This is a genomic window from Rhizobium leguminosarum bv. viciae USDA 2370 (assembly GCF_002008365.1).
Classification (GTDB): domain Bacteria; phylum Pseudomonadota; class Alphaproteobacteria; order Rhizobiales; family Rhizobiaceae; genus Rhizobium; species Rhizobium leguminosarum.
This window is the reverse complement of sequence record NZ_MRDL01000022.1, coordinates 175,681-198,829: the sequence shown is the minus strand read 5'-3', so window position 1 is coordinate 198,829 and position 23,149 is coordinate 175,681. Positions and strand designations below refer to the sequence as shown.

Genomic DNA, 23,149 nt, shown 5'->3' with positions numbered 1-23,149 from the left:
CCAACGGAAAAGAGAAGATGAAGAACTTTCTGGCCTCATTGCAGCTGCAAAAAGACAATCCGACGCTTCTGCTGGCGCAGTTCCAGGCCCTGTCGTCGCAGATCCCCATTCTCTATGTCCTGCTGATCATCAACGCCCTTGCGGTGGCGATCACCCACCTCAAATCCGCGCCCCTCTGGCTCTCGCTCTACATTCCCGTGACCTTGAGCGTCGTCTGCGTCTTCCGTCTCTGCTGGTGGGAGATCAGGGGCAAGGAAGACGTGACCGCCGAGCGGGCATACAGGCTGATGAAGATCACCATATCAGGCGCCGCCATCCTGGCCGTCGCTTTCGGCAGCTGGGCAATCGCGCTTTACCAATATGGCGATGCTTCCCAGCAGGGGCAGATCGCCTATTTCCTTGTCGTGACAGGCATTTCCTGCATCTTTTGCCTGATGCATCTGCCGATAGCGGCGGCGCTGACCACTGTGATCACCTTCTCGGCCATGGTTGCGACCTTCATGTTCTCCGGCAATCCCGTTTTCGTCGCGACTGCCGTCAGCGGCCTCTTCCTGATTCTGCCTTTCCTCCGGGTGATCAACAGCTATTTCCAGAATTTCGTCGGTCTCGTGCAATTGACCGAGGAATTGAAGCAGAAGCAGGCGGAAGCCGAGGAGCTGAACCTCGTCAACAGCCGCAACGCGCTGCATGACCAACTGACCGGCCTTGCCAATCGTCGCAGCTTCTTTCTCTCGCTGGAAAAACGGCTGCAGAAGGATCCGTCGACGCCGCCCGTCCTCGGCATTCTCGATCTCGATGGCTTCAAGCCTGTCAACGACGTCTTCGGCCATGCGGCCGGTGATCTCGTGCTCAAGGAGACGGCCCGCCGCTTCGTCACGCTGGTCGGCGAAGAGGGCATCGTCTCTCGTCTCGGCGGTGATGAGTTCGGTATCATCTTCCCCTGCTCGATGACACGCCAGGCGATCGCCGATCTTGGTCAGGCGCTTTGTGCTGCCGTCCGCGATCCCTACGAAATCCCCGACGGCTCGGTCCGCGTCTTTGGCTCCTGTGGCATCGTCTATCCCGATATCGGCGAGTACACGGCCGAGGATCTCTACGAGAAAGCCGACTTCGCTCTTTACCAGGTCAAGAGCAAGCGCAGCAGCGGCGTCGAATTCTTCTCGGCCGAGCACGAGAAGATCCTGACGCAGCGCCACCTGATCGAACTCGAGCTGCAGGCGAACGACTTCGCCCAGGAATTGAAACTCGACTATCAGCCGATCGTCGAATTGAGGAGCGGCCGCGTCGTCGCTTACGAGGCGCTCGCCCGCTGGGACAGCGCCCGCTTCGGCCGGATCAGTCCCGAAGCCTTCATTCCCGCTGCCGAGCGCACGGCAGTCATCGGCCGCATGACCCGCATCCTCTTCGCCAAGGCGCTCGAAGCGCTGGCGATCATTCCACGGCATCTCAGGCTGTCCTTCAATCTCTCGGCACGCGATATCTGCGACCACGAGACCTCGATGGCGCTGCTTGCCATGATCACCCGCTCTCGCATTGATCCCAGGCGCATCGAATTCGAGATCACCGAGACGGCACTGCTCTCCGATTTCGACACCGCCGACCAGGTGATATCAATGCTGCGCGCCGCCGGCATCTCGATTGCCCTTGACGATTTCGGCACCGGCTATTCGAGCCTCAGCCATATTCATCGCCTCGGCTTCGACAAGCTGAAGATCGACAAGTCCTTCGTGATGAATTTCGATCGTGACGCCCGTTGCATGAACATCACCCGCTCGGTCGCCAATCTCTGCCAGAATCTCGGCATTGCCTCCGTCGCCGAAGGCGTCGAAAGCGAAGAGATCGCCGAGGGATTGAAGGCGATGGGCGTTCGTCTGGCGCAGGGCTATCATTTCTCGCGGCCGCTGCCGCTGGAACTTGCCATTGATTACGCCGCCCGGTGCGAGGCCGCAGCCTCCGCCCGCAATTCGCTGTCTGCCTGAACCAATCTTCGACCGGTCTTAAATCGACTGGAGCGATGCTGCATCGTCGGCTATTCATGGTTCAACAGGATGAGGTGAACCATGCAAGACGGCGAAGTCATCATTGAACGGCGGGAGACCGCGGGGGTGATCCGGCTCAACCGGCCGCGGGCGCTGAACAGCCTGACGCTGCCGATGATCCGCACGATCACTGCGGCCCTTCACGATTTTGCCGGGGATTCCGAGGTGGCGAGCGTCGTGATGATGGGGGAGGGCGAACGCGGCTTCTGTGCCGGCGGCGATATCCGCGCCCTGCATGAGAGCGCCCGCGCTGGCGATGGCCTGGCGGCAAGCTTCTGGCGCGAGGAATTCCGCCTCAACCATATGATTGCCTCCTATCCCAAACCCTATGTTGCGCTGATGGATGGCATCACCATGGGCGGCGGCGTCGGCCTGTCGTCGCACGGCCGCCACCGCATCGTCACCGAGCGCACGCGGCTTGCCATGCCCGAAACCGGCATCGGCTATGTCCCGGATGTCGGCGCCACCTGGCTGCTGCCGCGCGCGCCCGGCGAAGCCGGAACATGGCTCGGTCTGACAGGGCTTGATATCGGCGCGGCCGATGCGATCCACGCTAGGCTTGCCGACCTTCAGATCGCGTCGTCGCGGCTGGGTGAGGTGATCGATGCTCTCTCGGGCCTGCCGCGTGGCAGCTCATCCAGTGATGTTGATGCCGTGTTGCAAGCGCTATCCGAGCTCGCGGGAGAAAGCCGGCTCAAGCAGAACGCAGCAATGATCGATCGCGCATTCCGTTTCGACGGCGTCGAGGAAATCCTGGCAGCGCTTGCCGGGGAGGAAGGCGAATTTGCCGCCGAGACACGCCGGGTGATGCTGACGCGTTCACCGACCAGCCTCAAGCTCGCTTTGCGGCTGCTCAGGGCCGGCCGCCGCAGCGCCTCGCTTGCCGAATGCCTCGGCCGCGAACTCGGCGCCTGTCTGCAGATGCTTGATAATCCTGATTTTTTCGAGGGCATCCGCGCCGCCGTCATCGACAAGGATCGCAATCCGCAATGGTCGCCGGCGTCAGTCGAGGCCGTGGAGGCATCAACGGTCGAAAATTTCCTGAAACCGGCCGAACCGCCGCTTTCACTCTGAACGCTATCCAGTTATCGCCACATGCCGCGCATGCGGGCGCCGACATCGATGCGCACCTGCCGCGCCTGCTGTTGGGCGACGCTGCCAGATTTCACCTGCGGCCAACTGCAGGCCTCGAAGAACTGCAGCAGCGTTGCCGGAATGAAGCGGCTGCGTGAGGCATAGACGTGCCGGTCGCCCTGCGAGTTCTGCCCATAGGTGAAGAAGCGTTGCGGCACGACAAGGTCGAGACCATCCCTGGCGCGCGTCATGGCGACATAGAGCAGGCGGCGTTCCTCTTCGATTTCGGCGGTGGTGCCGACGGCGAGATCGCTCGGTATGCAGCCGTCGACGACGTTCAGCATGAAGACCCTCGTCCATTCCTGGCCCTTGGCGGAATGGATGGTCGACAGGATGAGATAGTCTTCGTCGAGATGCGGCACGCCCGCCTGGTCGCTGGTCGCATCCGGCGGATCGAGCGTGAGCTCGGTGAGAAAGCGCTCGCGCGAGGCATAACCACCAGCGATCTGCTCGAGCTGCAACAGGTCGGCCTGCCGCGTCGCTGCGTCCTCGTGCAGCCGTTCCAGATGCGGCGCGTACCATTGCCGCGCCAGGCCGATTTCCGCCGGCCAGCCGGCCTTGCCGGCCTTCAGCTCCTGCAGCATCGAGACGAACATTGTCCAGTCCTCGCCGGAGCGCGGCGGCGCCGGCATGGCTGCGAGAGCAGAAATCGGGCTGGCATCCTCGGCCATCAGGTCGAGCGTCTTCTGCGCCGTCGACGGCCCGACGCCCGGCAGGATCTGCATCAGCCGGAAGCCCGCCACCCGGTCGCGCGGGTTCTGCGCGAAGCGAAGGGCGGCCAGCATGTCCTTCACATGCGCGCTGTCGAGAAACTTCAGCCCGCCGAATTTGACGAAGGGAATGTTGCGCCGGGTCAGCTCGACCTCCAGCGGCCCGCTGTGATGCGAGGCGCGGAAGAGAACGGCCTGCTGCTTGAGCGTGAGGCCTTCCTCGCGATTGTCGAGCACCGTGTCGGCGACGTAGCGCGCCTGCTCGGCCTCATCGCGCACCGTGACGAGGCGCGGCCGCTCGGACGATTGCCGCTCGGTCCAGAGGTTCTTGGTGAAGCGCTCCGAGGCGAGATCGATGACGGCGTTGGCGGCGGCGAGGATCGGCTGCGTCGAGCGGTAGTTGCGGTCGAGCGTGACGATATTGGCGGCCGGGCTGAAGGCGGCGGGAAAATCGAGGATATTGCGCACCGTCGCGGCGCGGAAGGAATAGATCGACTGCGCATCGTCACCGACGACGGTCAGCCCCTGGCCACCGGGCTTCAGCGCCAGCAGGATCGAGGCCTGCAGCCGGTTGGTGTCCTGATATTCATCAACGAGCACATGGTCGAAGCGGCTGCCGATGTCCTCGGCAATGACAGCCTCGCCAACCATCTGTGCCCAGTAGAGCAGCAGATCGTCGTAGTCGAGCACGTTCTGGCTCTGCTTGGCCTCGACATAGCTGGCGAAAAGTTCGCGCAACTGTTTTTCCCACGCCGCGCACCAGGGAAAGACGTCGCGCAGCACGAGGTCGAGCGCGGTTTCCGAATTCACCGCTCTGGAATAAATGGCAAGGCAGGTGCCCTTTGTGGGAAAACGGCTTTCCGTCTTTGAGAAACCGAGGTCGTGCCGGATCAGGTTCATCAGATCGGCGCTGTCTTCGCGGTCGTGGATGGTGAAATCCGGGTCGAGGCCGATCTGTTGGGCATAATCGCGCAACAGCCGCGCGCCGATGCCATGGAAGGTGCCGGACCAGGAAAGCGCATCCGCCATGACGCCGGCATTCGCACCAAGCACATCGCGGCAGATGCGCTCGACGCGCCGCGCCATCTCAGCGGCTGCCCGGCGCGAAAAGGTCATCAGCAGGATGCGGCGGGGATCGGCGCCTTTGACGATCAGATGAGCGACCCGATGCGCCAAGGTATTCGTCTTGCCTGAGCCGGCGCCGGCAATGACCAGCAGCGGCCCGGCAATATGGCTGCCGTCGATGAGCGTGCCGTGCTCGACGGCCATGCGCTGCTGCGGATTGAGCTTTTCGAGATACATCCAGCCGTCCGGTCGGGCTCCCGCAGAATCACTGGGGAAAGATTAGATGTTCCTTGAATGTTCGCGATTGCCGCCTCTGTCAAGCGATCTGGCGTGCGAGCAACATCTCAGTCGGGGAAATCCGGACCGACTACGCGCCGCACCAGCTTCAGGCTGCGGTCGGGCTGAAGGATATAGGTTTCCTCCACGCGCTGTCCCGTCCCGTTGTAGAACTGGTTGTAGACGGCGCTGCCGACCGGCGACTTGGTGAGCTTCGTTCGCGGCTGGCCGCCATAGGTAATGCTGCCGGGAATGGGGTCCAGCGCCGGCGTATCGGCCGAGGAGCAGCCGGCAAGCAATGCCCCGGCAAACAAGGCAGGCAGAAGCGCTTTCATCGTCATCATCCCTCTTTCGACTGCAGCCAGATATGGAAGCCGCCGCACCTTTCGCCAAGGGTAGCCCATGCCGCCCGCGCAGGTATCGCTGTCGAGCAGGCTCTTCTTTTCCGGGGGACGCAACGAAATGCGTACCTGCGGCGTTAACAGACATCAACCAACATCAGGAAACGTTCACGGTGCTCGGCTTTCCAGCATTCACGGGGCATGACGAGCCCGGCCGGCAGGGCCACAGCGATGCCGCGACGCGCGCCTCGGTGGAAAGCGCCCTTCATGCGGCCGCCGATTTCGAAGCCGGCGAAATCACCGTCAGCATATCCGGCTCCTATCTCATCCTGGAGGGTTTCGTGCGCCGGCGGGGCGATGTAGAGCGGGCGATCGAGATCGCCGAGGGCGTCGTCGGGCGAGGCTATGTGCGTGGTCGCCTGCTGCGACGCTGAAGTCTTGAGAATGGGATGCCGCGCCGGTTCGCGCGCTCATGTCTTTGCGATGCATGAAGGGAACCAAAACACCCTCCCACGTGTTGAAAGGCCGGACCTAAACGCTGGAGACCCCCATGCAGTCGCTTCTTCGCATCTCTGCAATGACCTTGATAACAGGCGGTGTCTTTGCCGGATCCGCCCACGCCTCGCTGGAAACCGGCACGAATTATTCCGCTTTGCCGAAGGACCAGATCGCCCTCAACGAATATACCGGGACCGTCGCCTGCACGCCGGCAGATCCTCAGTATTTGCCGTCCTTCATCCGCGCGGCGGATGGCACGATCATTGGTGTCGGTTATGTCGAAGTGGAGAATGAGGGCGGCGCGGACTGCTGAAACAACCGCTTTGCTCGGACGAGGCTCGCCTGCGTTACCGCAGAGGTGACGAGCCTCTAACCATCATCATGATGGCTGGCCATCTTCTATGAATACACCTGTACCAGGCGCAACGCCTGCTGCACCAAAACCCGGCGCGAGTTCGATGCAGGGTTAAGTAAAATTAAAGCATTGTCCCGTTCCGGCACGTTCCGTTTACGAACGACCTGAAGCGGTCTGGAAATCCTGACCGAAGTGCAGCGCATAACCCCGAAAATCGGAATCGATTTTCGGAAAGGATTATGCGCCAGTTCAATGAAGCTTCAGCTTCGCCTCTTCGGCTGCCGCCAGAAACTCGGCTCTCGCCTCTTCCACGCTCTTGCGCCCATCGAGCGCTGCCCGGCAGGTGCTGCGGGCCTTGATATAACGAAGCCCGCGCACACTCGGCCAGAGATCCGCCAGGCACTTCAGCGCATCGAACGGACCATTGACCGTTCGCGCATCGGCATTTTCGAAACCAACCTTGACCGGGCTGTTCCATCTTTCAGTTGCCATCGACGCTCCTCCACGATTTTCGACAGAAATGAGCGCAACATCTCCCAGTTCCTCCGGGGAGACTCTGCGATAGCTAATACTCTAGCGCGATTTTCACCGTCGGCAAATGGGTGGATCGTCACTGATGCCGCGACGAATGGTTTCGCCTCAACCCATGACAGGAAAGCCTATGGACGCCAACTGATGAGAAACGCCACCTTATAAGGTGTTTTCGCCGGGAAGGGTGGAGTCGAGATTGACTGTCTTTTCAAGAAAACTGGTGCTGCCGAGTGGGATTGAACCACCGACCTCACCCTTACCAAGGGTGTGCTCTACCACTGAGCTACGGCAGCAGGACCAGGACCCGTGCGAGCCATGTGGCTCAATCGCGAGAACGGGGGGCTATTGCCACAGCTTGGCGGCCAGTGCAAGCTGCAAATTCCAACTTCGCGTCGATTGCGGCGAAGGGCCTTTTGGATCGGCGCGAATTCAGCTAATCCTGTTCCCATGAACGAAAAGACCGAAACCGGCCAGCAGAGCCGCAAAGAGGCGATCGAGGCACAGGCGAAACTGCGCCGCGAGCGCGCCGCCGACAAGCTCAGGGAAAATCTGGGGCGACGCAAACAGCAGGTCCGCGCCCGCCGTTCGGGCCAGGCCGACGAAACAAATGGGCTGCCCGCCGCAAAAATGGACGAATCGTAATGTTCCGTCCGTCGCGAATTGAAGCGTCTTGAGAAATCCCCTAAACACCTCACTCCTTATTCTAAGGCAGAACTTTCAGGAAAGGCGGGCGCTGCCCGTAAGCGCACATGGATCGTATCAGAATCGTCGGCGGTAATGAGCTGAATGGCATCATTCCGATTTCCGGCGCCAAGAATGCCGCACTGCCGCTGATGATCGCCTCGCTTCTGACCAGCGATACGCTGACGCTCGAAAACGTGCCGCATCTGGCCGATGTCGAATTGCTGATGCGCATTCTCGGCAATCACGGCGTTGATGTCGCCGTCAACGGCCGTCGCGAGCGCCAGGAAGATTCCTATTCGCGCACGATCCATTTCACCTGCCGCACCATCGTCGATACCACAGCATCTTATGAACTGGTCTCGAAGATGCGCGCCTCCTTCTGGGTCATCGGCCCGCTGCTGGCGCGCGAAGGCCATTGCCGCGTGTCGCTGCCGGGCGGCTGTGCCATCGGCACGCGCCCCGTTGATCTCTTCATCGAGGGCCTGACGGCGCTCGGCGCGAGCATGGAGATCGATGCCGGTTATATCAACGCCAAGGCCCCGGCTGGCGGCCTGATCGGCGCGCGCTACACCTTCCCGAAGGTCTCCGTCGGCGCCACCCATGTGATGATGATGGCGGCAACGCTTGCCCGCGGCACGACGGTGATCGGCAATGCCGCCCGCGAGCCTGAGGTCGTCGATCTCGCCAACTGCCTGAACGCCATGGGCGCCAAGATATCGGGCGCCGGCACGGCGACGATCACCATCGAAGGCGTCACCTCGCTCTCCGGCGCCCGCCACCGCGTCCTGCCGGATCGCATCGAGACCGGCACCTATGCCATGGCCGTCGCCATGGCCGGCGGTGACGTCGTGCTCGAGAATACCGATGTGGCGCTGCTCGAAACCGCGGTGGAAACGCTGCGCCGCGCCGGTGCGGAAATCTCGTCGACCAACAATGGCATGCGCATCAAGCGCAATGGCGCCGGCATCAAGCCGGTCGATATCGTCACCGATCCTTTCCCGGGCTTCCCGACCGATCTGCAGGCGCAGTTCATGGCGCTGATGACCCGCTCTTCAGGCGTCTCGCATGTCACCGAGACCATCTTCGAAAACCGTTTCATGCATGTGCAGGAGCTTGCCCGCCTCGGCGCCAGGATCTCACTGTCCGGCCAGACGGCGAAGATCGAGGGTGTCGAGCGCCTGCGCGGCGCGCCTGTCATGGCGACCGATCTGCGCGCTTCCGTCTCGCTGGTCATCGCCGGCCTTGCCGCCGAGGGCGAAACCACGGTGTCCCGCGTCTATCACCTCGACCGCGGTTTCGAGCGGCTCGAGGAGAAGCTGACCCGCTGCGGCGCCATCGTCGAGCGCATCAGCGAGTGAGGAACGGGCGCTGGAGCATAACTCCTTAAATCGGAATCCGGATCTAAGGCGATCCTTATCCCGGTTGCGTAATTGGCCGCAGCGCCTTATTTCCCTTGTCTGACGCATCGCCATTCCGGCGGTGCCCGGCTTCGGCCGGCAATGGGATTGAGACTGAATGACCGACCTGAAGCTTGTTGCGCTCGATGACGAGGATCTTGCGATCATTTCCGCGCATATGCAGGACAGCGTCTTCAAGGTCGGCGACATCGACTGGTCGCCGCGCGACGCGCAGTTCGCGCTTGCCGTCAATCGTTTCGTCTGGGAAGGTGCCGAGCGCAAGCGCAGGGGTTTCGAGCGTCGCCGCGCTGCCCTGGTCTTCAAGCGCGCGCTTGCCGTCCGCTCGCTCGGCATCGACCGTCAGAAGCGGGACGAGGTGCTGTCGCTGCTGGCGTTGCGCTTCGAGAAGAAGGGCGAGGGGCCGGAGGGCACGATCGAGCTGTCGCTGTCGGGCACGGCCTCGATTGCGCTCGATGTCGAATGCATCGAGGTCCAGCTGGCCGATATCGGCGGCGCCTGGGAGGCGTCTTCCAAGCCTCGCCACCTCTAGGGCCTGACGCCTTGAGTTTGAACATCGCAGTTTCGAGTTGAGAAGGAATATCGGCCTTGGCAATCTGGCTGGATCAGGCATCGAAAGGTTTCGAGCAGCATTTTGCCGCCTTTCTGACGACGAAGCGTGAAGTCTCCGAGGATGTGAACATCGTCGTTCGCGCCATCATCGATGACGTGCGCGCCCGTGGCGATGTCGCGCTTGCCGAATATTCGCTGAAATTCGACGGCATCGATTTCGCCACCGTCCCGATGCGCGTCACATCAGAGGAAATCGACGCTGCTGTCGAAGCGGTGCCCTCGGAAGTGCTGGGCGCGCTGAAGCTCGCCGCACTGCGCATCGAATCCCACCATCGCCGGCAACTTCCGAAGGACGATATCTACGAGGACGACCTCGGCGTCGGTCTCGGCTCGCGCTGGACGGCGATCGAAGCGGTCGGGCTCTATGTTCCGGGCGGCACCGCGAGCTATCCGAGCTCGGTGCTGATGAACGCCGTGCCGGCCAAGGTCGCCGGTGTCGATCGCATCGTCATCGCCGTTCCTGCCACTGGCGGCGCCGTCAATCCGGCGGTGCTTGCCGCCGCCAAGCTTGTCGGTGTCACCGAGATTTACCGTGTCGGCGGCGCCCAGGCGATCGCGGCTCTTGCCTATGGCACCGAGACGATCGCCCCGGTCGCCAAGATCACCGGCCCCGGCAATGCCTATGTCGCTGCTGCCAAGCGCCATGTCTTCGGCACCGTCGGCATCGATATGATCGCCGGCCCCTCTGAAGTGCTTGTCATTGCAGACAAGGACAACAATCCGGATTGGATCGCCGCCGACCTCCTGGCGCAGGCCGAGCACGACGTCAGTTCCCAGCCGATCCTGATCACCGACGATGCAGCATTCGGCAAGGCGGTGGAGCAGGCGGTCGAACGCCAGCTGAAGACGTTGAACCGGGCTGAGACGGCGGCAGCAAGCTGGCGCGATTTCGGCGCGGTCATCCTGGTTGCCGATCTGAAACAGGCCATACCTTTGGCAAACCGCATCGCTGCCGAGCATCTGGAGCTCGCCGTCGTCGATCCGGACCGGCTGCTCGACGGCATCCGCAATGCCGGCGCGATCTTCATCGGCGCCCATACACCTGAAGTTATCGGCGATTATGTCGGCGGTTCGAACCATGTGCTTCCGACGGCGCGTTCGGCGCGCTTCTCGTCCGGTCTTTCGGTGCTCGATTTCGTCAAGCGCACCTCGATCCTGCGCCTCGGCCCGCAGCAGCTGCGCACCCTCGGCCCGGCGGCGATCGCCCTTGCCGTTTCCGAAGGCCTCGATGCCCATGCGCGATCGGTCGCGATCCGCCTCAACCTCGAAAGGTGAGGGCATGGCGAAGGGCGAATTCCGGCTTTGCGACGTCGTCCTTGACGATACGATCGGCCGTTCGACGCCCGATGTCGAGCATGAACGCGCCGTCGCCATCTTCGATCTGATCGAGGAGAATAGTTTCGAGCCGCTCGGCCATGTCGGCGGACCTTACCGGCTGAACATCTCGCTGGTCGATTCGAAGCTGGTTTTTGCCATCACCACCGACGAGGGTGGCGGTGTCGCCACCCATATCCTGTCGCTCACGCCCTTCCGGCGGATCGTCAAGGATTACTTCATGATCTGCGAGAGCTATTACGAAGCGATCCGTTCGTCGACGCCAAGCCGCATCGAGGCGATCGACATGGGCCGGCGCGGGATCCACAATGAAGGCTCGCAGACGCTGAAGGATAGGCTGGCCGGCAAGATAGAGGTCGATTTCGACACCGCCCGGCGCCTCTTCACGCTGGTCTGCGTGCTCTACTGGCGCGGATGACGGCAATGGAGCGGCCCGTCGACGTCGAGGAGGGAAAGAGGCCGGGCGCCATCCTCTTCATGTGCGGGATGAATGCCATCCGCTCGCCGATAGCCGAAGCGATCGCCCGTAGCATTCTGCCGGCCAATACCTATATCAGGTCCGCCGGCGTTCGCGCCGGCGAGCGCGATCCCTTCGTGGATGTCGTGCTCGACGAGATCGGTCTTTCCCTCGGGCGCCGCCAGCCGCAGACGCTGGAAGAGCTCGAGGATGATTACTTCGATCTGATCATCACGCTGTCGCCGCAGGCCCATCATGCGGCACTTGAGCTGACCCGGTCGAATGCGGTCGATGTCGTCTACTGGCCGACGATGGATCCGACGGTTGCAATCGGAACGCGCGAGCAGATTCTGGAGAGCTACCGCGAGGTCCGCGATCATCTGGCCGGCCTCATCGAAAGCCGGCTACTCAAACGAAATGGCATTGCTGCGCAATCGGCATGAAAACAAATAAAGGAAAGGCCGTTCAACAAGGTTCACAAACCTGCGTTGATTGTGTAGTTTCCGCCCAAATTTTAAAGGCGCGCGCTGCGCTGCCTATTCAACCCACAGGAAGAAAACACTTATATGCCTAAAGAAGAAGTCCTCGAATTCCCGGGAATCGTCACCGAACTTCTGCCGAATGCGACGTTCCGCGTGAAGCTCGAAAACGAACACGAGATCATCGCCCACACGGCCGGCCGCATGCGCAAGAACCGCATCCGCGTTCTCGCCGGCGACAAGGTGCTTGTGGAAATGACGCCCTACGATCTGACCAAGGGCCGGATTACCTACCGTTTCAAGTAAGCTTGCCCGAAGGTCCTGCAAGGGTTTTTGCTCCCGTCTGCCGATGGTCGAGGTTCCATGGCGCTGAAATACAAGCTCATTCTGGCCTCAGGCTCGCCCCGGCGCGTCGACCTGCTCAACCAGGCCGGTATCGAGCCCTCGCGCCTGATGCCGATGGATATCGACGAGGCGCCGAAGAAGTCGGAGCATCCGCGTTCGCTCGCCCGCAGGCTTTCGGCTGAGAAGGCGGAAGCTGCCCTTGCCGCCATCAAGGGCGATATCACCTGGAAGGGCAGCTATATCCTGTCTGCCGATACGGTGGTCGCCGTTGGCCGGCGCATTCTCGGCAAGGCTGAGTTCGCCGACGAGGCGTTGAGTTCGCTGCATCTCCTCTCGGGACGCAACCATATGGTCTACACCGGCGTTTGCCTGGTGACGCCGGATCGCAAGATCCGTCAGAAGATCGTCGAGACCAAGGTACGCTTCAAGCGTCTCTCTGGCTTCGAGATCGAGAACTACCTGGCCTCCGGCCAGTGGCGCGGCAAGGCAGGCGCCTACGGCATCCAGGGCCTCGCCGGCACCTTCGTGCAGAAGATGGTGGGCTCCTATACCAATGTCGTCGGCCTGCCGCTTTATGAAACCATTCTGCTTTTGACCGGCGAAGGCTTCGATGTGCATAGCCGGTGGCCCGAGGGCTGAGCCCGACGGCCGATGCTTAAAGCGCGTCACGATCCTTCAGATCCCTCGCGCTTTAAGGCTTTGTTTTTACGCATGTCGTTGTCGCAAAAACCGCTGCACACTTTTACGCGACATGCTTTAGGACGGACAGATATGCCTGAAGAGAAGAAAGCGGCCGCCAAGGTCGAACCGCTGCGCAAGACGCGCCCTTGCCCCGAATGCGGCAAACCCTCCCACCGCGAACATTACCCCTTCTGCTGCAACCGCTGCCGCGAGGCCGATCTCTCCCGCTGGCTGACCGGCGCCTATGCCATTCCGGTTGCCGACGACGAGACCAAGGCCGATTATCCCGATGAGGAAAGCTAGTGCATGGCGCACCAACGGTGCACAGCGATTTGGAATAAAGACATGCATCGATCAAAGATCTAAAGCGGGTCATATGAGTCCGCTTTGACGCGACGCTCTTCAGAGAATTCCGCCCGCGAAGGTCTTATTTTTCCTCATGAATCGGCAAAGCCGGCAAGACCGTCAAAAAAGAGTCATTTGACGCTTGCCATGGGCGAACAAGATGCTATAACCCCGCTCGCTTCCGGGGTGAACCAAGGCCCCGCGGTTCTTTTCTTGAAAAGAGCCATCGGAAGCAGGTTAGCCCAGGTAGCTCAGTTGGTAGAGCAGCGGATTGAAAATCCGCGTGTCACTGGTTCGATTCCGGTCCTGGGCACCACTCATAAATCACCGCTTTTGCGCATGTTTTAGTTCCTTATGTTAACGCGGTCCGGCCGCGTCTAGACACTATTTTTGTCTTCTAGACGCTTTTCGTTTTCGTCTGTTCACCTCGGCATCGAGATCGCTGACCGTCTCGCCATCTTCTTGGATGTGTCAGCCAGACGCGAATAGTGCTTGGCCATGGCCTCGGTCTTCTGCCCGAGCATCTCAGCGATCGTTGCGTAGTCCTCGCCCATCTCGCGCAGAATGGTTGCGACGGGTGTGTCTGAGGCCTCAGCCAGAACCAGGTTGACGGTGCGCCCTCGTCATCGCCAAGCCGTGGCCGGATGCCACGAAGCGATAGATAGCCGTTGATACCACGCGCTGCCGGGTTCACCCCTCGCAGCTTTCCGTCCTTGCGGCGGCCGGTACGCTGGCGGAGGGGCTGTGGAGATTGAGTGTGCCCTCCCGGCCCAGTTTAAACTCCGCCCAGGTCGTCGCCGGCCGGGTAGTGGTCATCGAATGGAACCAATCCCGGTCATTGCCGTTGTAAGCAAGGGAGTCCCACCATGAGCAACGCCCGTCGGGCGCGAACGAGATGGTGGTGGTCCCCAAGGAGAACGCACATGGATCTCACAACCCTTCTCATAATCGTTGTGATACTTCTTTTGCTAGGCGGCGGCGGCTGGTACGGCCGAGGACGCTGGTATTAAACGACGGCCTACGTGGCACGCATCACTGGGTTGACGAGCGCTCCGGCTAACTGAGCGCGGCGGGATGGCGATGTCGTTCCAGTCAATTTTTGCGTTCCATCGATTCCATTCTCGATCCGCTATGGGCAGTCCAAGCCGCTAGGTTTGCTTCGGTGCGCCGACGATTTATGCTGTCGATGCAAACTTCTAGCATCACCTGACCGGAGACGACGGCAACAGATAGACCCCAGTCGCGTTGATACAGGGCCTGAAGGCGGCCAACACAAACCCCTCTGTTTAGAGGCTAGTGTCGCCCTTTCGATGTCTTCGCCAGCATCTCGCTCAGTGTTGCCGCCGAGAGCATGGATTCGGCCAAAAGCTTCTTGAGCTTCTGGTTCTCTTCCTCCAGTGCTCTCAATCTTTTGGCATGGAGACCGACATTTCCGGACTGCAAGGATTGCCACCGATAAAAGGTCGGCTCGCTGATGCCGTACCTGTGGCAAACATCTGCCACCGTCACCCCGGCTTGGTGCTCCTTCAGAATACCGGTAATCTGGTTGTCGTCGAATTTTCTCTTGCCCATCACCGCCTCAGTCCTCGCGAAATGCTCTGTTGAAACTGTCGAGGAGTGGTCTGATGGCATAGAGCGCCACGCTGCTTTCGCCCGTTTCGATTAGTGTCTGTGCGGGCATGCCCGCGACCAGTTCGACATCTCTCATTTTCGCCAGCCGCTCGTCCGTTACACGGATCGTCGCGGCAAAGTAGGGCTGGCCGTTCTGCGTATCGATGAGACGGTCCGCTGAAACATACTCGACCCGGCCTTTCAGGAGTGGAACGCGCCGCTGATTGTATGGAAGGAGGTGAACCTGTGCCTCGAGCCCCGCATGGACGAGATTGATGTCTTCCGGCCTGACATGGGCAGACACGACAAGGCGATCGGCGCCTGGCAGAAGATCGACCAGCGGTTCACCCGCGCCGATCACCCCACCAGCGGTGTGGACGCGCAGGTTCATGATCGTTCCATCTTCGGGAGCGCGGATATAAGTCCTTGAAAGCTGGTCGTCGATCGCCCGCAAGCGCTCGCGCAGTTGCATGATCCGGCTTTCCGTCTCGCGCATGCCTTGTGCGACTTCGCTCAACCGGTCGCTCTCAAGCTTTGCGAGATCGGCCTGTGACCCGCTGATCACCTGGTAGGCGCGGGAGATCTGCGCCTCCACTTCACCCTGCTGGCCATCAAGGTCTGCCCTTTCCCGCTGGAGGTTGAGAAGCCTGCCTTTTGTTTCCAGTCCTTTGGCGTTAAGGGTCGTAACCTGATCCAGTTCCTGCCGAGAGATCGCGGCTCTGTCGGCCAGCGCCGCCTTCTGCGCGCCAAGTCCGACAATTTCCTGCCGCACCTGCGCGATTTTTTCATTGGCGATCTGAATTTCCGCCTGCATGACCCGGCGACGGGCTTCGAAAATTTTCTGTTGCCCAATCAGAATCGCGCCGACCAAGGGATATTTGGCCATTGCTGCCCTGAGATTCCCAGGATAGGCGACATGGTCGCCGCCCGTTTGCTCCGCAAGCAGGCGAGCGCGGCTTCCTTCGGCCTCCCAAAGTTGCCCTTGAATGCTGTCGCGCTCCGAGCGAGACTTCGTATCGTCGATCTCGATGACGATTTGCCCGGCCATGACAGCATCGCCGTTTTTGACGAGGATCCGCCGCACGATCCCGCCTTCCAGATGCTGAATGGTCTTGCGGCTGGATTCCGGTTCGATGACGCCCGATGCGACCGCAGCGCTTTTCAGCGGCGCCAGAACCGACCAGATCCCCAATCCGACGATGAAGACCAGGATCAACAGGTTGCCCGTCCAGACAACGCCTCTGAGCCCCGGCATGGGCGAGGAGGGCGCGGGTCCGCGTTGTTTCGCCTCGATCACCGGCAAATAGGCCGTCTGTTGCTTGGCCAACCGCCGACCCGTCCTTGGCGAATTTGAAAATTTCGCCGGCGTTGCGTCCAGTTGAACAAGGGTCATGGCGGCGTTTCTCCCTACGTTCCTGTTCGAGACGGTGGTTGAAGATAAGTTTCATAAATTCGCTCACTGTCGCCGACGGCAGCCACAGTCCCGTTACGCATGATGGCAATCTTGTTGGTGACTGGCAGGATCCCCATCCGGTGAGTTATGATCACGACGGTCATCCCCCTGGATTTCATGCGCTCGATTGCCGCAAACAGCATCCGTTCGCCGTCATAATCCAGGCTCGAATTCGGATCGTCGAGAACGATCAGAGACGGATTTCCATAGGCCGCCCGTGCCAGTCCCAGCTGTTGGCGCTGCGCTCGAAGGAGCAGGTTTCCACCTTCACCGATATCGGTCTCGTAGCCCTGGGGCAGCCGCATGATCGCGTCGTGCAACCCAACCAGCTTCGCGGCATCGATCGCTTTGCCGGGATCTCCTCCGTCCAGCCGGCCGATCACATCCTTGATCGCTCCTCCGAAAAGTTCGATGTCTTGCGGCAGATATCCGACGTGGCGAGTCCCCCCGCAAAGGCGCAGAGCCGAAATATCTACCCCGCCGAGAAGAGCGCATCCGCTCGTTGCTTGCACAACGCCTGCTATGATGCGACCCAGTGTCGATTTCCCTGATCCCGACGGACCGATGAGCGCTATGCAATCGCCGGGCGCGAGGCGCAATGTGATGCCTGTCAATATCGGCCGATCGGCGAATGGCTTGATATAGCTGACGTTATCGAGAACGAGGCCGTTGGGTTCCGGTATCGGCACCATTCGGCCGTCGCGTTCCGATGCAACTGCTATCAGCATTCTGTTCAAGCGACGGAAGGCATTGCGCGCAAACGTAAAGGAGCGCCATGCACCTATTGCCCCCTCGATTGGTGCAAGCCCGCGCCCGAGCAGCAGGCTCGCAACGAAGATGATCCCGGGACTGCCGCTGTTTATGAGCACCAGCCATGTCGCCGATCCCATCATGAGGATCTGCGCGAGCGTGCGGATCGATTTGGAGAAACCAATAATGATCTCCGTGCGATGCATCGCGATGTCCTGCGCCCTTCTGGCCATTTCTGCATCGCGATAGACGATCTGCGCTGCGCCATCCTGCATGCCCATTGCCCTGATGACCTCGATGTTTTTGAGGGCGGTCGCAAATCTGAGATAGCTCATCGAAAGGGCAAGATTGGCGTGGGCAAGCGGCTCTCGCGTCGCCAGTTCCGTCAGGAACGCAAACAGCAGAAGTGCAACGGCGCTCAGAAGACCGATGGTCCCAAGCAGCGGATGAACGAGAAAGAGCAGGAGCAGGAAGACCGGCGCCCAGGGAACGTCAAAAAAAAGCGAGCTGGCCGGTGAATCGAGAAACTGGCGTAATGCGGCCAGGTCCCTGTAGCACTCCGTGGCGGCTCCCGTATCGGCGCGAGTGGCATATTCGAATGATGCGGTGAGCACCAGGGGCCGCAGCCTGTGGTCCAGCCAGCTGCCGATGCGCGAAAGAGCTGCCCTGCGCACGATATCCAGCGTGGACCCGACCAGCACGGCGATGGCGATGATCATCGTCAGCATCAGGAGCGTGTCGGCGCTTCTGCTCGACAGGACCCTGTCATAGATCTGCAGAAGATAGATGGACGGCGCCAGAAGAAAGAGATTGTAGCCGCAGCTATAGAGGAAGACCAACCCGAAGGCTCCGGCACAGGCTCGGAGCGCGACAACGAGCTGTGTCTGCGGGCGCAATGGCTTTATGGAAATCGTTGTCATTATCAGCTCTCGCTGGATTTGATACTGACGAGAAAAGACTGCGTGCTGGTTCAGCAATTCAGGAGGGTCGCCAGCCGAAACCGGCGACCCTCAGAGTTTGAGTTCATGAGCCGAGATGGTCGACGTCGATATGGCCGAAGGCGTTTATGAAGTGATCGAGAGAATTGTTCACCGTCGTCGTTTCAGGATCCGAGTGAACCAATGCTGACGAGATGTCGCCGCCGAGAGCGTTGTTCCCATTACCGCCGTTGCCGCCGACGCCGGCGAGGATGGTGGCATGCTGATCGGCCACGAGCTGCGTATATTGTGTCGCGGTCGTAGCCGCATTCACGGAGGCCGTGTCGCCGCCACTCGAGTTTCCTTGGCTGCCGTTGGAGTGGGAATCTCCCCCCGCGCCGCCGTCGCCGCTGTTCGTGATCTTCGCCAGGAAGCCGTTCTTGGCCTGAGCAAAGCCACCGTCTCCGCCACTGCCGGCGTCCCAATCTGCCTTCTGCCAAACGTGATCGCCATTGTGCAGATGGGTATCTGCCCCGTAGACCGTTTGCACGGGGTCTACATATGCAACCGGGTTGTAGTTGATGTTCCCATCGTTGTGGCCATCACCGCCGTTGCCGGCTTTCGCGTCACCGGCATCCGGGTTGTGGAGTTGAATCGTGTCAGATATCTGTGGAATAGGCATTGATGTCACTCCTTCTACTTCGTTTCGTCAACGTTACTTTTACGGCGTGGGTATCCAGCATGTCACCGCCAGCCAATACAACCGCAATCGAATAATGCCTGCGATTTAATCTGTGAACTATCTAGATATTCGGTGATGTCAATTCGGATATATACTTGCAGGCGACGGAACGTTATTTAGGATTAGTACGAAGTGATTTGCGGCCGGATGGCATGGTCATGATCATGTCTGCGACCTCGTCGAAGCGACGCCGTTTTTCGGAGCAACGGCCACCCAAGCGAACCGGCTGCATTCCGGGGTTCTGATCAGGCTGCGCTTGGCGCAGGAGACCCCGCTTGGAGGTGAAACGCTTTCATGACCCGCCGCGAGAACGAGTGTGCAAGATGTAGGGCCTCTAACCCAAACGGGGATTGAGTGCTTGCAAACTCGCGCAACGGGCGCCGCGGCCATGACAGCCAAATGGCTACAGTACTAGCCGATGAGATGTAGACGAATTGCAGGCTCTGCTTTTCCGGCGTTCAGATGCACAATGCCTGAACAATTCAGGCTGCATAGCGCCGCACGCTCGGTGGCCGTGCGGTTGACCGCGAATGGAGACGGTAATGGCGGAAACTCGTTCCTCATTGGAAGACTTGCCCAAGGCGGGCACCGATCAACACCTCGCCTCCAACGTGGCCGCGGGGCATCTGGCGCTGATGCCGACCTGGCTTCCATTGGATGTCGCTTCCGGTCCAAGCTATAATTCCGCCGGCAGCGGTGGCGATGGAATAAGCGAAGGCGTGATCAGCAGCAATTCATTGGCCGTCTTCATGCCGTCCAATGCCGCTATTGCAGGACCTCATTCGGGTGCCGACGCTTTCCAAGGCAACGATGCGCTCATCAATCAGCATCCCACCGAAATGGCTGGGATAGGCGGGAATGGTGGAAGCGGCAATGTTGCCATCGGCAGCGGCGATGGCGTCAATCATGCCGGCACTGGCGGCAACGGGCTCTTCTACGGTGGACTGGTCAGCACCGAAGTCGCGCTGTTTGCCCCCGTCAATACTGCCGTGGCTGCAGGCCCTGGCGCGGAGGCTCACGCCGACCAATCGAACAACGCCCTGTTCCTGCAGGGCGCAACCCAGATCGGCGGCATGGGCGGTTCGGGCGGAGACCATAACGTCGCGGGCCATGGCCCGTCGATAAGCCCGGGAACTGCGCTCACATTGACTGGCGACTTTTATGCGGGTCATGGCGGCGATGGATATTTCGTCGGCAGCATGGTCGACGTCAGTATTGCCATCTTCTCACCGATCAACATCGCCGTGGGCGCCGCAGGCGGCTCGGCGGAGGCTCATCAGACAAACAATGTCATTTTCGATCAGGGCACCGTGCAGATCGCAGGCATCGGCGGCAATGGCGGTGGCTTTAACCTGTCGTCAGATACGATTTTTACCGGCAATCACGCGGGTGGCGGCGGTGGGGACGGATCGTCAACCGGCAGCATGGTCGATGTCAATTTCGGCTATTTCCATCCCATCAACATTGCCGTTCCCGCCGGCGGGACGGCGGACGCCCAGCAGATCGATCATGTTCTCTATGACCAACACGCGCTCCAGTTGGCCGGTATCGCGGGCCACGGCGGAGAGGGGAACCTCACAGACGCCCATTCGGCTCTCGTAAATGACATTCTGGACTTCATGCACAGCTAGCAGATGGACTCCACCTGTAGCAGAGGCTCAACTCCACGAAACCGTTCTTCGTGCGATCTTTCAAGCCATATTGTTTCCGCCGCCCGGCATTCGCATCCTTGGCCGCCATGGTACTGAACGGCGGGCTCACTGAGATGCTGAACCTTCCACCATGACCTCATCAGTATTGCCGCCGATTTCGGCCGCCAGGTGCCCTGACCCTGTCCGGCATCTGGCGGTGCCGGCGCAGTGCTGCCTGAGCGAAACAACTGGTATTAACGCGTCATTAGAGCGCCGTTTTACTAATCATAACGGGTAATCAGCGATCTCAGGCTTTTGTTTCTTTTCGCGGTTGTCATTTTGCTGCCGGGTCTGCGACTGTTTTGAATTGAGATATGGAAACAAAGCCCGGCCGATCGGCAGTTCGTTCTATCCAATGGCTCTTTCCTAAATGGGTCTGTCGCAGATCGGTTGCATTTACAGTACCTTTGAAAGCTTTGTTGACCCCCTTGCCGTACGTGAATTCGGCGAAGGCTGGAAAGTCTGCAGCGACAAGTCGAACCAGCAAGCCTACACGAAAAAGCTCTTAAATGTTCTCTGCAAGCCCAGTTATCTATCGATGAAATCTTATAGACTATAAGAATTATCATGAGAGATCAGACTATTGATATCTGAAATACACTCACTTTTTATCATGACATGTAGTGAGAACAGGAATAATATAATCAGCTGTTGCGTTGCAAATACTCTTGGGGAGCACGCAAGTGTCCGACATTGATAGAACTAGGCGCCGTACGGGGCGCAATGCACCAACTGTGATCATCGTTGAGCATTCTACATTGGCGCGCACCACCGTGGTGAAGCTTCTTGAGCGTGAACTCACCGGGTGGAACGTTATAGATCTGATCTCGACCGAGAGTCTCGATCGAGCTCTTGGAGCTGAGGTGCGTTTGATTGTATTAGGTCTGGCCGGCAGAGGTGTTGAGAGCACCAGCCTGCGGGATGATCTCGCGGCGATTGCGGCACGTTTTCCTGAGGCGCCTGTCACGTTGCTCTCAGGTACGGATGACGCCATCATAGCCCGTCAGGCGCTCAAGATGGGCATCCGCGGCCTTTTCTCGACTTCACTTCCCATTGACATTGCCCTTGCCGGTCTTCGCCTCGTCCTGGCTGGAGGAACATTTTTCCCGCAGCTATTGGGAGCTGGTACAAACGACTCGAGCGAGCATAGTCCGGCCCGAAATGATGCCGAAAAGAGCTTGGATGATAGGACGCAGTACTTGGCGTTTGCTGATTTCACTCCCCGGGAAGCGGATGTCCTCGCAGAGTTGCAATGCGGCTGTTCAAATAAGGTAATTGCAGGAAAACTCAATTTATCGGGGCATACGGTGAAGATGCATTTGCAACACATTATGCGCAAGTTGCAGGCGCAGAACCGCACTGAAGTGGTTGCCCGCTTGATTCAAAGAGCCGCCGGTGGGCCCGACGTCTCGCCGAGTTAGGCAGTGTCCAATTGCTGATTGCCATGTTGGCGTTCTGAGCAACGATCTTCGGCAGGGGCTGCATCAAAGCCTGTCAGCGGATATCCCATAATCTCGCATCAGGGTTTGTCGCCCGCCCTATAGAACCTCAACGAGCCGCATTTCTTGACCCCACACGGTCCATCGTCGGTTGCCAGTTATCAAACCGGTACCGCGTCCGTCTCGGTCGCCCACCGCTGCAGAGAGGACGGGGAGACGCAGAGCAGGCGTATGCCCATTTGCGGTGGAAGATCGATACCAGGAGCGGGCGGCCCCATTCTCGAGGTCGGCGATCGGCGCAGCTGCCCGAACCGCCTTGTTACGGAAGACTTGGCTGAAGACGGAAGGCAAGTATGTTGACGAAATCCCCGTGCTTGCGCTAACGTTAGCAAAAATGGAGGTCCCAATGAAGATTGTACGCTACCAGTCAGCCGATGGAATTCACTACGGGGTCGAAAGCGAGGGCGGGATCGAGCGGATTATTGGCGATCCCTTCCAGGCAATCGAGCGAACCGGGCAGATGGATTATCTTTACGACGTCCGCCTACTATGCCCGGTAGAGCGGCCTCGCATATTTGGGGTCGCGTACAATTACCGGCAGCACACCGACGAGTCCGGAAAAGAGCAGCCGACGCTCCCGGTGCTGTTCATGAAGCCAAGCACGGCAGCGAGCGGCAACGGAGATGCCATTGAATATCCAAGTGATGGCGAAATCGTCCACTACGAGGCGGAACTGGTCGCCATCATAGGCAAAGGCGGACGCCACATCAGCAAGGAACATGCCTTGCAGCACGTCCTCGGCTACACATGTGGCAATGATATCAGTGACCGCATTATACAGCGGCAGGAAAGCAAGTTCGGTTGCCTGCTGGCGGGTAAGGGCTATGATACTTTTGCGCCGATGGGTCCGGCTATTACAACAGATCTCGATCCGACGAACCTTGACGTCATCCTTCGTCAGAACGGCACCGTCAAACAGGCGGGGAATACGCGAGACCTCGTCTACTCGGTTGCTGACATCGTTGCTTACTTGAGTCGCTTCATGACGCTGCTGGCCGGCGATGTGATCATGACCGGTACGCCTGCAGGTGTCGGTCCGATCGTTCCCGGCGACGATCTTGAGGTGGAAATCCCCGGTATCGGTGTTTTGAAGAATCCCGTGGTTCCTGCGCCGCATTAAGTAGTCACGAGCGGCGATTCTTGACAAACAGCTTTGCATTTACGCGGCGAAAATTTCGGTTGAC

23 protein-coding genes and 2 tRNA genes are annotated in these 23,149 nt (G+C 59.8%); 17 read left to right on the top strand and 8 right to left on the bottom strand.

Annotation, left to right across the window (positions count from 1 at the left end; all coding sequences use genetic code 11):
- Window positions 1–17 precede the first annotated feature (17 nt).
- Both BS629_RS10040 and BS629_RS10035 read left to right on the top strand, forming a co-directional pair.
- A complete protein-coding gene (locus BS629_RS10040) occupies window positions 18–1,979 on the top strand; it encodes a putative bifunctional diguanylate cyclase/phosphodiesterase (protein ID WP_026188616.1) in 1,962 nt (653 codons plus the stop codon).
- 81 nt (window positions 1,980–2,060) lie between these two features.
- Window positions 2,061–3,113, top strand: coding sequence for an enoyl-CoA hydratase/isomerase family protein (locus BS629_RS10035; protein WP_018244697.1), 1,053 nt, complete (start codon window positions 2,061–2,063; stop codon window positions 3,111–3,113).
- 11 nt (window positions 3,114–3,124) lie between these two features.
- Here BS629_RS10035 and BS629_RS10030 read toward each other — a convergent pair whose 3' ends face one another.
- Together BS629_RS10030 and BS629_RS10025 are read right to left on the bottom strand one after the other, a co-directional pair.
- Window positions 3,125–5,185, bottom strand: coding sequence for an ATP-dependent helicase (locus BS629_RS10030; RefSeq protein ID WP_018244698.1), 2,061 nt, complete (start codon window positions 5,183–5,185; stop codon window positions 3,125–3,127).
- Window positions 5,186–5,292: 107 nt separating this feature from the next.
- Window positions 5,293–5,559 carry a PQQ-binding-like beta-propeller repeat protein gene (locus BS629_RS10025; protein ID WP_026188617.1) on the bottom strand — a complete coding sequence of 89 codons (267 nt, stop codon included), beginning with the start codon at window positions 5,557–5,559 and terminating at the stop codon, window positions 5,293–5,295.
- A 179-nt stretch (window positions 5,560–5,738) separates the two neighbouring features.
- Here BS629_RS10025 and BS629_RS10020 point away from each other — a divergent pair, with 179 nt between their 5' ends.
- Window positions 5,739–5,999, top strand: a complete 261-nt coding sequence (locus BS629_RS10020) for a BON domain-containing protein (protein WP_018244700.1) — start codon at window positions 5,739–5,741, stop codon at window positions 5,997–5,999.
- A 116-nt stretch (window positions 6,000–6,115) separates the two neighbouring features.
- The gene (locus BS629_RS10015; RefSeq protein WP_018244701.1) at window positions 6,116–6,376 is read left to right on the top strand and encodes a hypothetical protein; all 261 of its coding nucleotides are present in this window, start codon (window positions 6,116–6,118) and stop codon (window positions 6,374–6,376) included.
- 291 nt (window positions 6,377–6,667) lie between these two features.
- Here the strand turns inward: BS629_RS10015 and BS629_RS10010 are convergent, their stop codons facing one another.
- Both BS629_RS10010 and BS629_RS10005 read right to left on the bottom strand, forming a co-directional pair.
- A complete protein-coding gene (locus BS629_RS10010) occupies window positions 6,668–6,910 on the bottom strand; it encodes a DUF982 domain-containing protein (RefSeq protein ID WP_018244702.1) in 243 nt (80 codons plus the stop codon).
- A 257-nt stretch (window positions 6,911–7,167) separates the two neighbouring features.
- Window positions 7,168–7,242, bottom strand: a tRNA-Thr gene (locus BS629_RS10005).
- Window positions 7,243–7,396: 154 nt separating this feature from the next.
- Between BS629_RS10005 and BS629_RS10000 the strand changes: the two genes are divergently transcribed.
- The 10 genes from BS629_RS10000 (at window position 7,397) to BS629_RS09955 (ending at window position 13,618) form a co-directional block, all read left to right on the top strand.
- Window positions 7,397–7,591: a hypothetical protein gene (locus tag BS629_RS10000; protein ID WP_018244703.1), complete on the top strand. Its 195-nt coding sequence runs from the start codon at window positions 7,397–7,399 to the stop codon at window positions 7,589–7,591.
- A 107-nt stretch (window positions 7,592–7,698) separates the two neighbouring features.
- Entirely contained in the window at window positions 7,699–8,991 is a 1,293-nt protein-coding gene (gene murA / locus BS629_RS09995) for a UDP-N-acetylglucosamine 1-carboxyvinyltransferase (RefSeq protein ID WP_018244704.1), read from the top strand.
- A 157-nt stretch (window positions 8,992–9,148) separates the two neighbouring features.
- Window positions 9,149–9,580, top strand: a complete 432-nt coding sequence (locus BS629_RS09990) for a DUF2948 family protein (protein WP_018244705.1) — start codon at window positions 9,149–9,151, stop codon at window positions 9,578–9,580.
- Between the two features lie 56 nt (window positions 9,581–9,636).
- Entirely contained in the window at window positions 9,637–10,935 is a 1,299-nt protein-coding gene (gene hisD / locus BS629_RS09985) for a histidinol dehydrogenase (RefSeq protein WP_018244706.1), read from the top strand.
- 4 nt (window positions 10,936–10,939) lie between these two features.
- Complete coding sequence (locus BS629_RS09980; protein ID WP_018244707.1) at window positions 10,940–11,413, top strand: UPF0262 family protein; 474 nt, start codon at window positions 10,940–10,942, stop codon at window positions 11,411–11,413.
- A complete protein-coding gene (locus BS629_RS09975; RefSeq protein ID WP_018244708.1) occupies window positions 11,410–11,895 on the top strand; it encodes an arsenate-mycothiol transferase ArsC in 486 nt (161 codons plus the stop codon). Before BS629_RS09980 ends, BS629_RS09975 begins: the two co-directional genes overlap by 4 nt.
- A 123-nt stretch (window positions 11,896–12,018) precedes the next feature.
- The gene (gene infA / locus BS629_RS09970) at window positions 12,019–12,237 is read left to right on the top strand and encodes a translation initiation factor IF-1 (protein ID WP_003545338.1); all 219 of its coding nucleotides are present in this window, start codon (window positions 12,019–12,021) and stop codon (window positions 12,235–12,237) included.
- A gap of 57 nt (window positions 12,238–12,294) precedes the next feature.
- Complete coding sequence (locus BS629_RS09965) at window positions 12,295–12,915, top strand: Maf-like protein (RefSeq protein WP_012755992.1); 621 nt, start codon at window positions 12,295–12,297, stop codon at window positions 12,913–12,915.
- 132 nt (window positions 12,916–13,047) lie between these two features.
- A complete protein-coding gene (gene yacG / locus BS629_RS09960; RefSeq protein ID WP_018244709.1) occupies window positions 13,048–13,260 on the top strand; it encodes a DNA gyrase inhibitor YacG in 213 nt (70 codons plus the stop codon).
- A 282-nt stretch (window positions 13,261–13,542) separates the two neighbouring features.
- Window positions 13,543–13,618 (top strand) — tRNA-Phe (locus BS629_RS09955).
- A gap of 977 nt (window positions 13,619–14,595) precedes the next feature.
- Here BS629_RS09955 and BS629_RS09950 read toward each other — a convergent pair.
- The 4 genes from BS629_RS09950 to BS629_RS09935 form a co-directional block, all read right to left on the bottom strand.
- A complete protein-coding gene (locus BS629_RS09950) occupies window positions 14,596–14,874 on the bottom strand; it encodes an IS3 family transposase (protein WP_018244711.1) in 279 nt (92 codons plus the stop codon).
- 7 nt (window positions 14,875–14,881) lie between these two features.
- The gene (locus BS629_RS09945; protein WP_018244712.1) at window positions 14,882–16,306 is read right to left on the bottom strand and encodes an HlyD family type I secretion periplasmic adaptor subunit; all 1,425 of its coding nucleotides are present in this window, start codon (window positions 16,304–16,306) and stop codon (window positions 14,882–14,884) included.
- A 14-nt stretch (window positions 16,307–16,320) separates the two neighbouring features.
- Entirely contained in the window at window positions 16,321–18,036 is a 1,716-nt protein-coding gene (locus BS629_RS09940; protein ID WP_018244713.1) for a type I secretion system permease/ATPase, read from the bottom strand.
- Between the two features lie 103 nt (window positions 18,037–18,139).
- Window positions 18,140–18,715, bottom strand: coding sequence for a hypothetical protein (locus BS629_RS09935; protein ID WP_018244714.1), 576 nt, complete (start codon window positions 18,713–18,715; stop codon window positions 18,140–18,142).
- Window positions 18,716–19,317: 602 nt separating this feature from the next.
- On the opposite strand from BS629_RS09935, the gene BS629_RS09930 reads away from it, so the two are divergent.
- From BS629_RS09930 to BS629_RS09915, 3 genes are all read left to right on the top strand, one after another.
- Window positions 19,318–20,406, top strand: a complete 1,089-nt coding sequence (locus BS629_RS09930) for a hypothetical protein (protein WP_018244715.1) — start codon at window positions 19,318–19,320, stop codon at window positions 20,404–20,406.
- 716 nt (window positions 20,407–21,122) lie between these two features.
- Window positions 21,123–21,887 (top strand): LuxR family transcriptional regulator, encoded by a 765-nt coding sequence (locus tag BS629_RS09920; RefSeq protein WP_018244716.1) that lies wholly within the window; start codon window positions 21,123–21,125, stop codon window positions 21,885–21,887.
- A gap of 424 nt (window positions 21,888–22,311) precedes the next feature.
- On the top strand, window positions 22,312–23,085 hold the full coding sequence (locus tag BS629_RS09915) for a fumarylacetoacetate hydrolase family protein (protein ID WP_018517297.1): 774 nt from the start codon (window positions 22,312–22,314) through the stop codon (window positions 23,083–23,085).
- The last annotated feature ends 64 nt before the right edge of the window (window positions 23,086–23,149 follow it).

Excerpts from the sequence above, each read along its gene's own strand:
- BS629_RS10040 (WP_026188616.1), top strand. The coding sequence starts at position 18 with ATGAAGAACTTTCTGGCCTCATTGCAGCTGCAAAAAGACAATCCGACG.
- BS629_RS10035 (WP_018244697.1), top strand. The coding sequence starts at position 2,061 with ATGCAAGACGGCGAAGTCATCATTGAACGGCGGGAGACCGCGGGGGTG.
- BS629_RS10030 (WP_018244698.1), bottom strand. The coding sequence starts at position 5,185 with ATGTATCTCGAAAAGCTCAATCCGCAGCAGCGCATGGCCGTCGAGCAC.
- BS629_RS10025 (WP_026188617.1), bottom strand. The coding sequence starts at position 5,559 with ATGAAAGCGCTTCTGCCTGCCTTGTTTGCCGGGGCATTGCTTGCCGGC.
- BS629_RS10015 (WP_018244701.1), top strand. The coding sequence starts at position 6,116 with ATGCAGTCGCTTCTTCGCATCTCTGCAATGACCTTGATAACAGGCGGT.
- BS629_RS10010 (WP_018244702.1), bottom strand. The coding sequence starts at position 6,910 with ATGGCAACTGAAAGATGGAACAGCCCGGTCAAGGTTGGTTTCGAAAAT.
- BS629_RS10000 (WP_018244703.1), top strand. The coding sequence starts at position 7,397 with ATGAACGAAAAGACCGAAACCGGCCAGCAGAGCCGCAAAGAGGCGATC.
- murA (WP_018244704.1), top strand. The coding sequence starts at position 7,699 with ATGGATCGTATCAGAATCGTCGGCGGTAATGAGCTGAATGGCATCATT.
- BS629_RS09990 (WP_018244705.1), top strand. The coding sequence starts at position 9,149 with ATGACCGACCTGAAGCTTGTTGCGCTCGATGACGAGGATCTTGCGATC.
- BS629_RS09980 (WP_018244707.1), top strand. The coding sequence starts at position 10,940 with ATGGCGAAGGGCGAATTCCGGCTTTGCGACGTCGTCCTTGACGATACG.
- BS629_RS09975 (WP_018244708.1), top strand. The coding sequence starts at position 11,410 with ATGACGGCAATGGAGCGGCCCGTCGACGTCGAGGAGGGAAAGAGGCCG.
- infA (WP_003545338.1), top strand. The coding sequence starts at position 12,019 with ATGCCTAAAGAAGAAGTCCTCGAATTCCCGGGAATCGTCACCGAACTT.
- BS629_RS09965 (WP_012755992.1), top strand. The coding sequence starts at position 12,295 with ATGGCGCTGAAATACAAGCTCATTCTGGCCTCAGGCTCGCCCCGGCGC.
- yacG (WP_018244709.1), top strand. The coding sequence starts at position 13,048 with ATGCCTGAAGAGAAGAAAGCGGCCGCCAAGGTCGAACCGCTGCGCAAG.
- BS629_RS09950 (WP_018244711.1), bottom strand. The coding sequence starts at position 14,874 with ATGGGCAAGAGAAAATTCGACGACAACCAGATTACCGGTATTCTGAAG.
- BS629_RS09945 (WP_018244712.1), bottom strand. The coding sequence starts at position 16,306 with ATGACCCTTGTTCAACTGGACGCAACGCCGGCGAAATTTTCAAATTCG.
- BS629_RS09940 (WP_018244713.1), bottom strand. The coding sequence starts at position 18,036 with ATGACAACGATTTCCATAAAGCCATTGCGCCCGCAGACACAGCTCGTT.
- BS629_RS09935 (WP_018244714.1), bottom strand. The coding sequence starts at position 18,715 with ATGCCTATTCCACAGATATCTGACACGATTCAACTCCACAACCCGGAT.
- BS629_RS09930 (WP_018244715.1), top strand. The coding sequence starts at position 19,318 with ATGGCGGAAACTCGTTCCTCATTGGAAGACTTGCCCAAGGCGGGCACC.
- BS629_RS09915 (WP_018517297.1), top strand. The coding sequence starts at position 22,312 with ATGAAGATTGTACGCTACCAGTCAGCCGATGGAATTCACTACGGGGTC.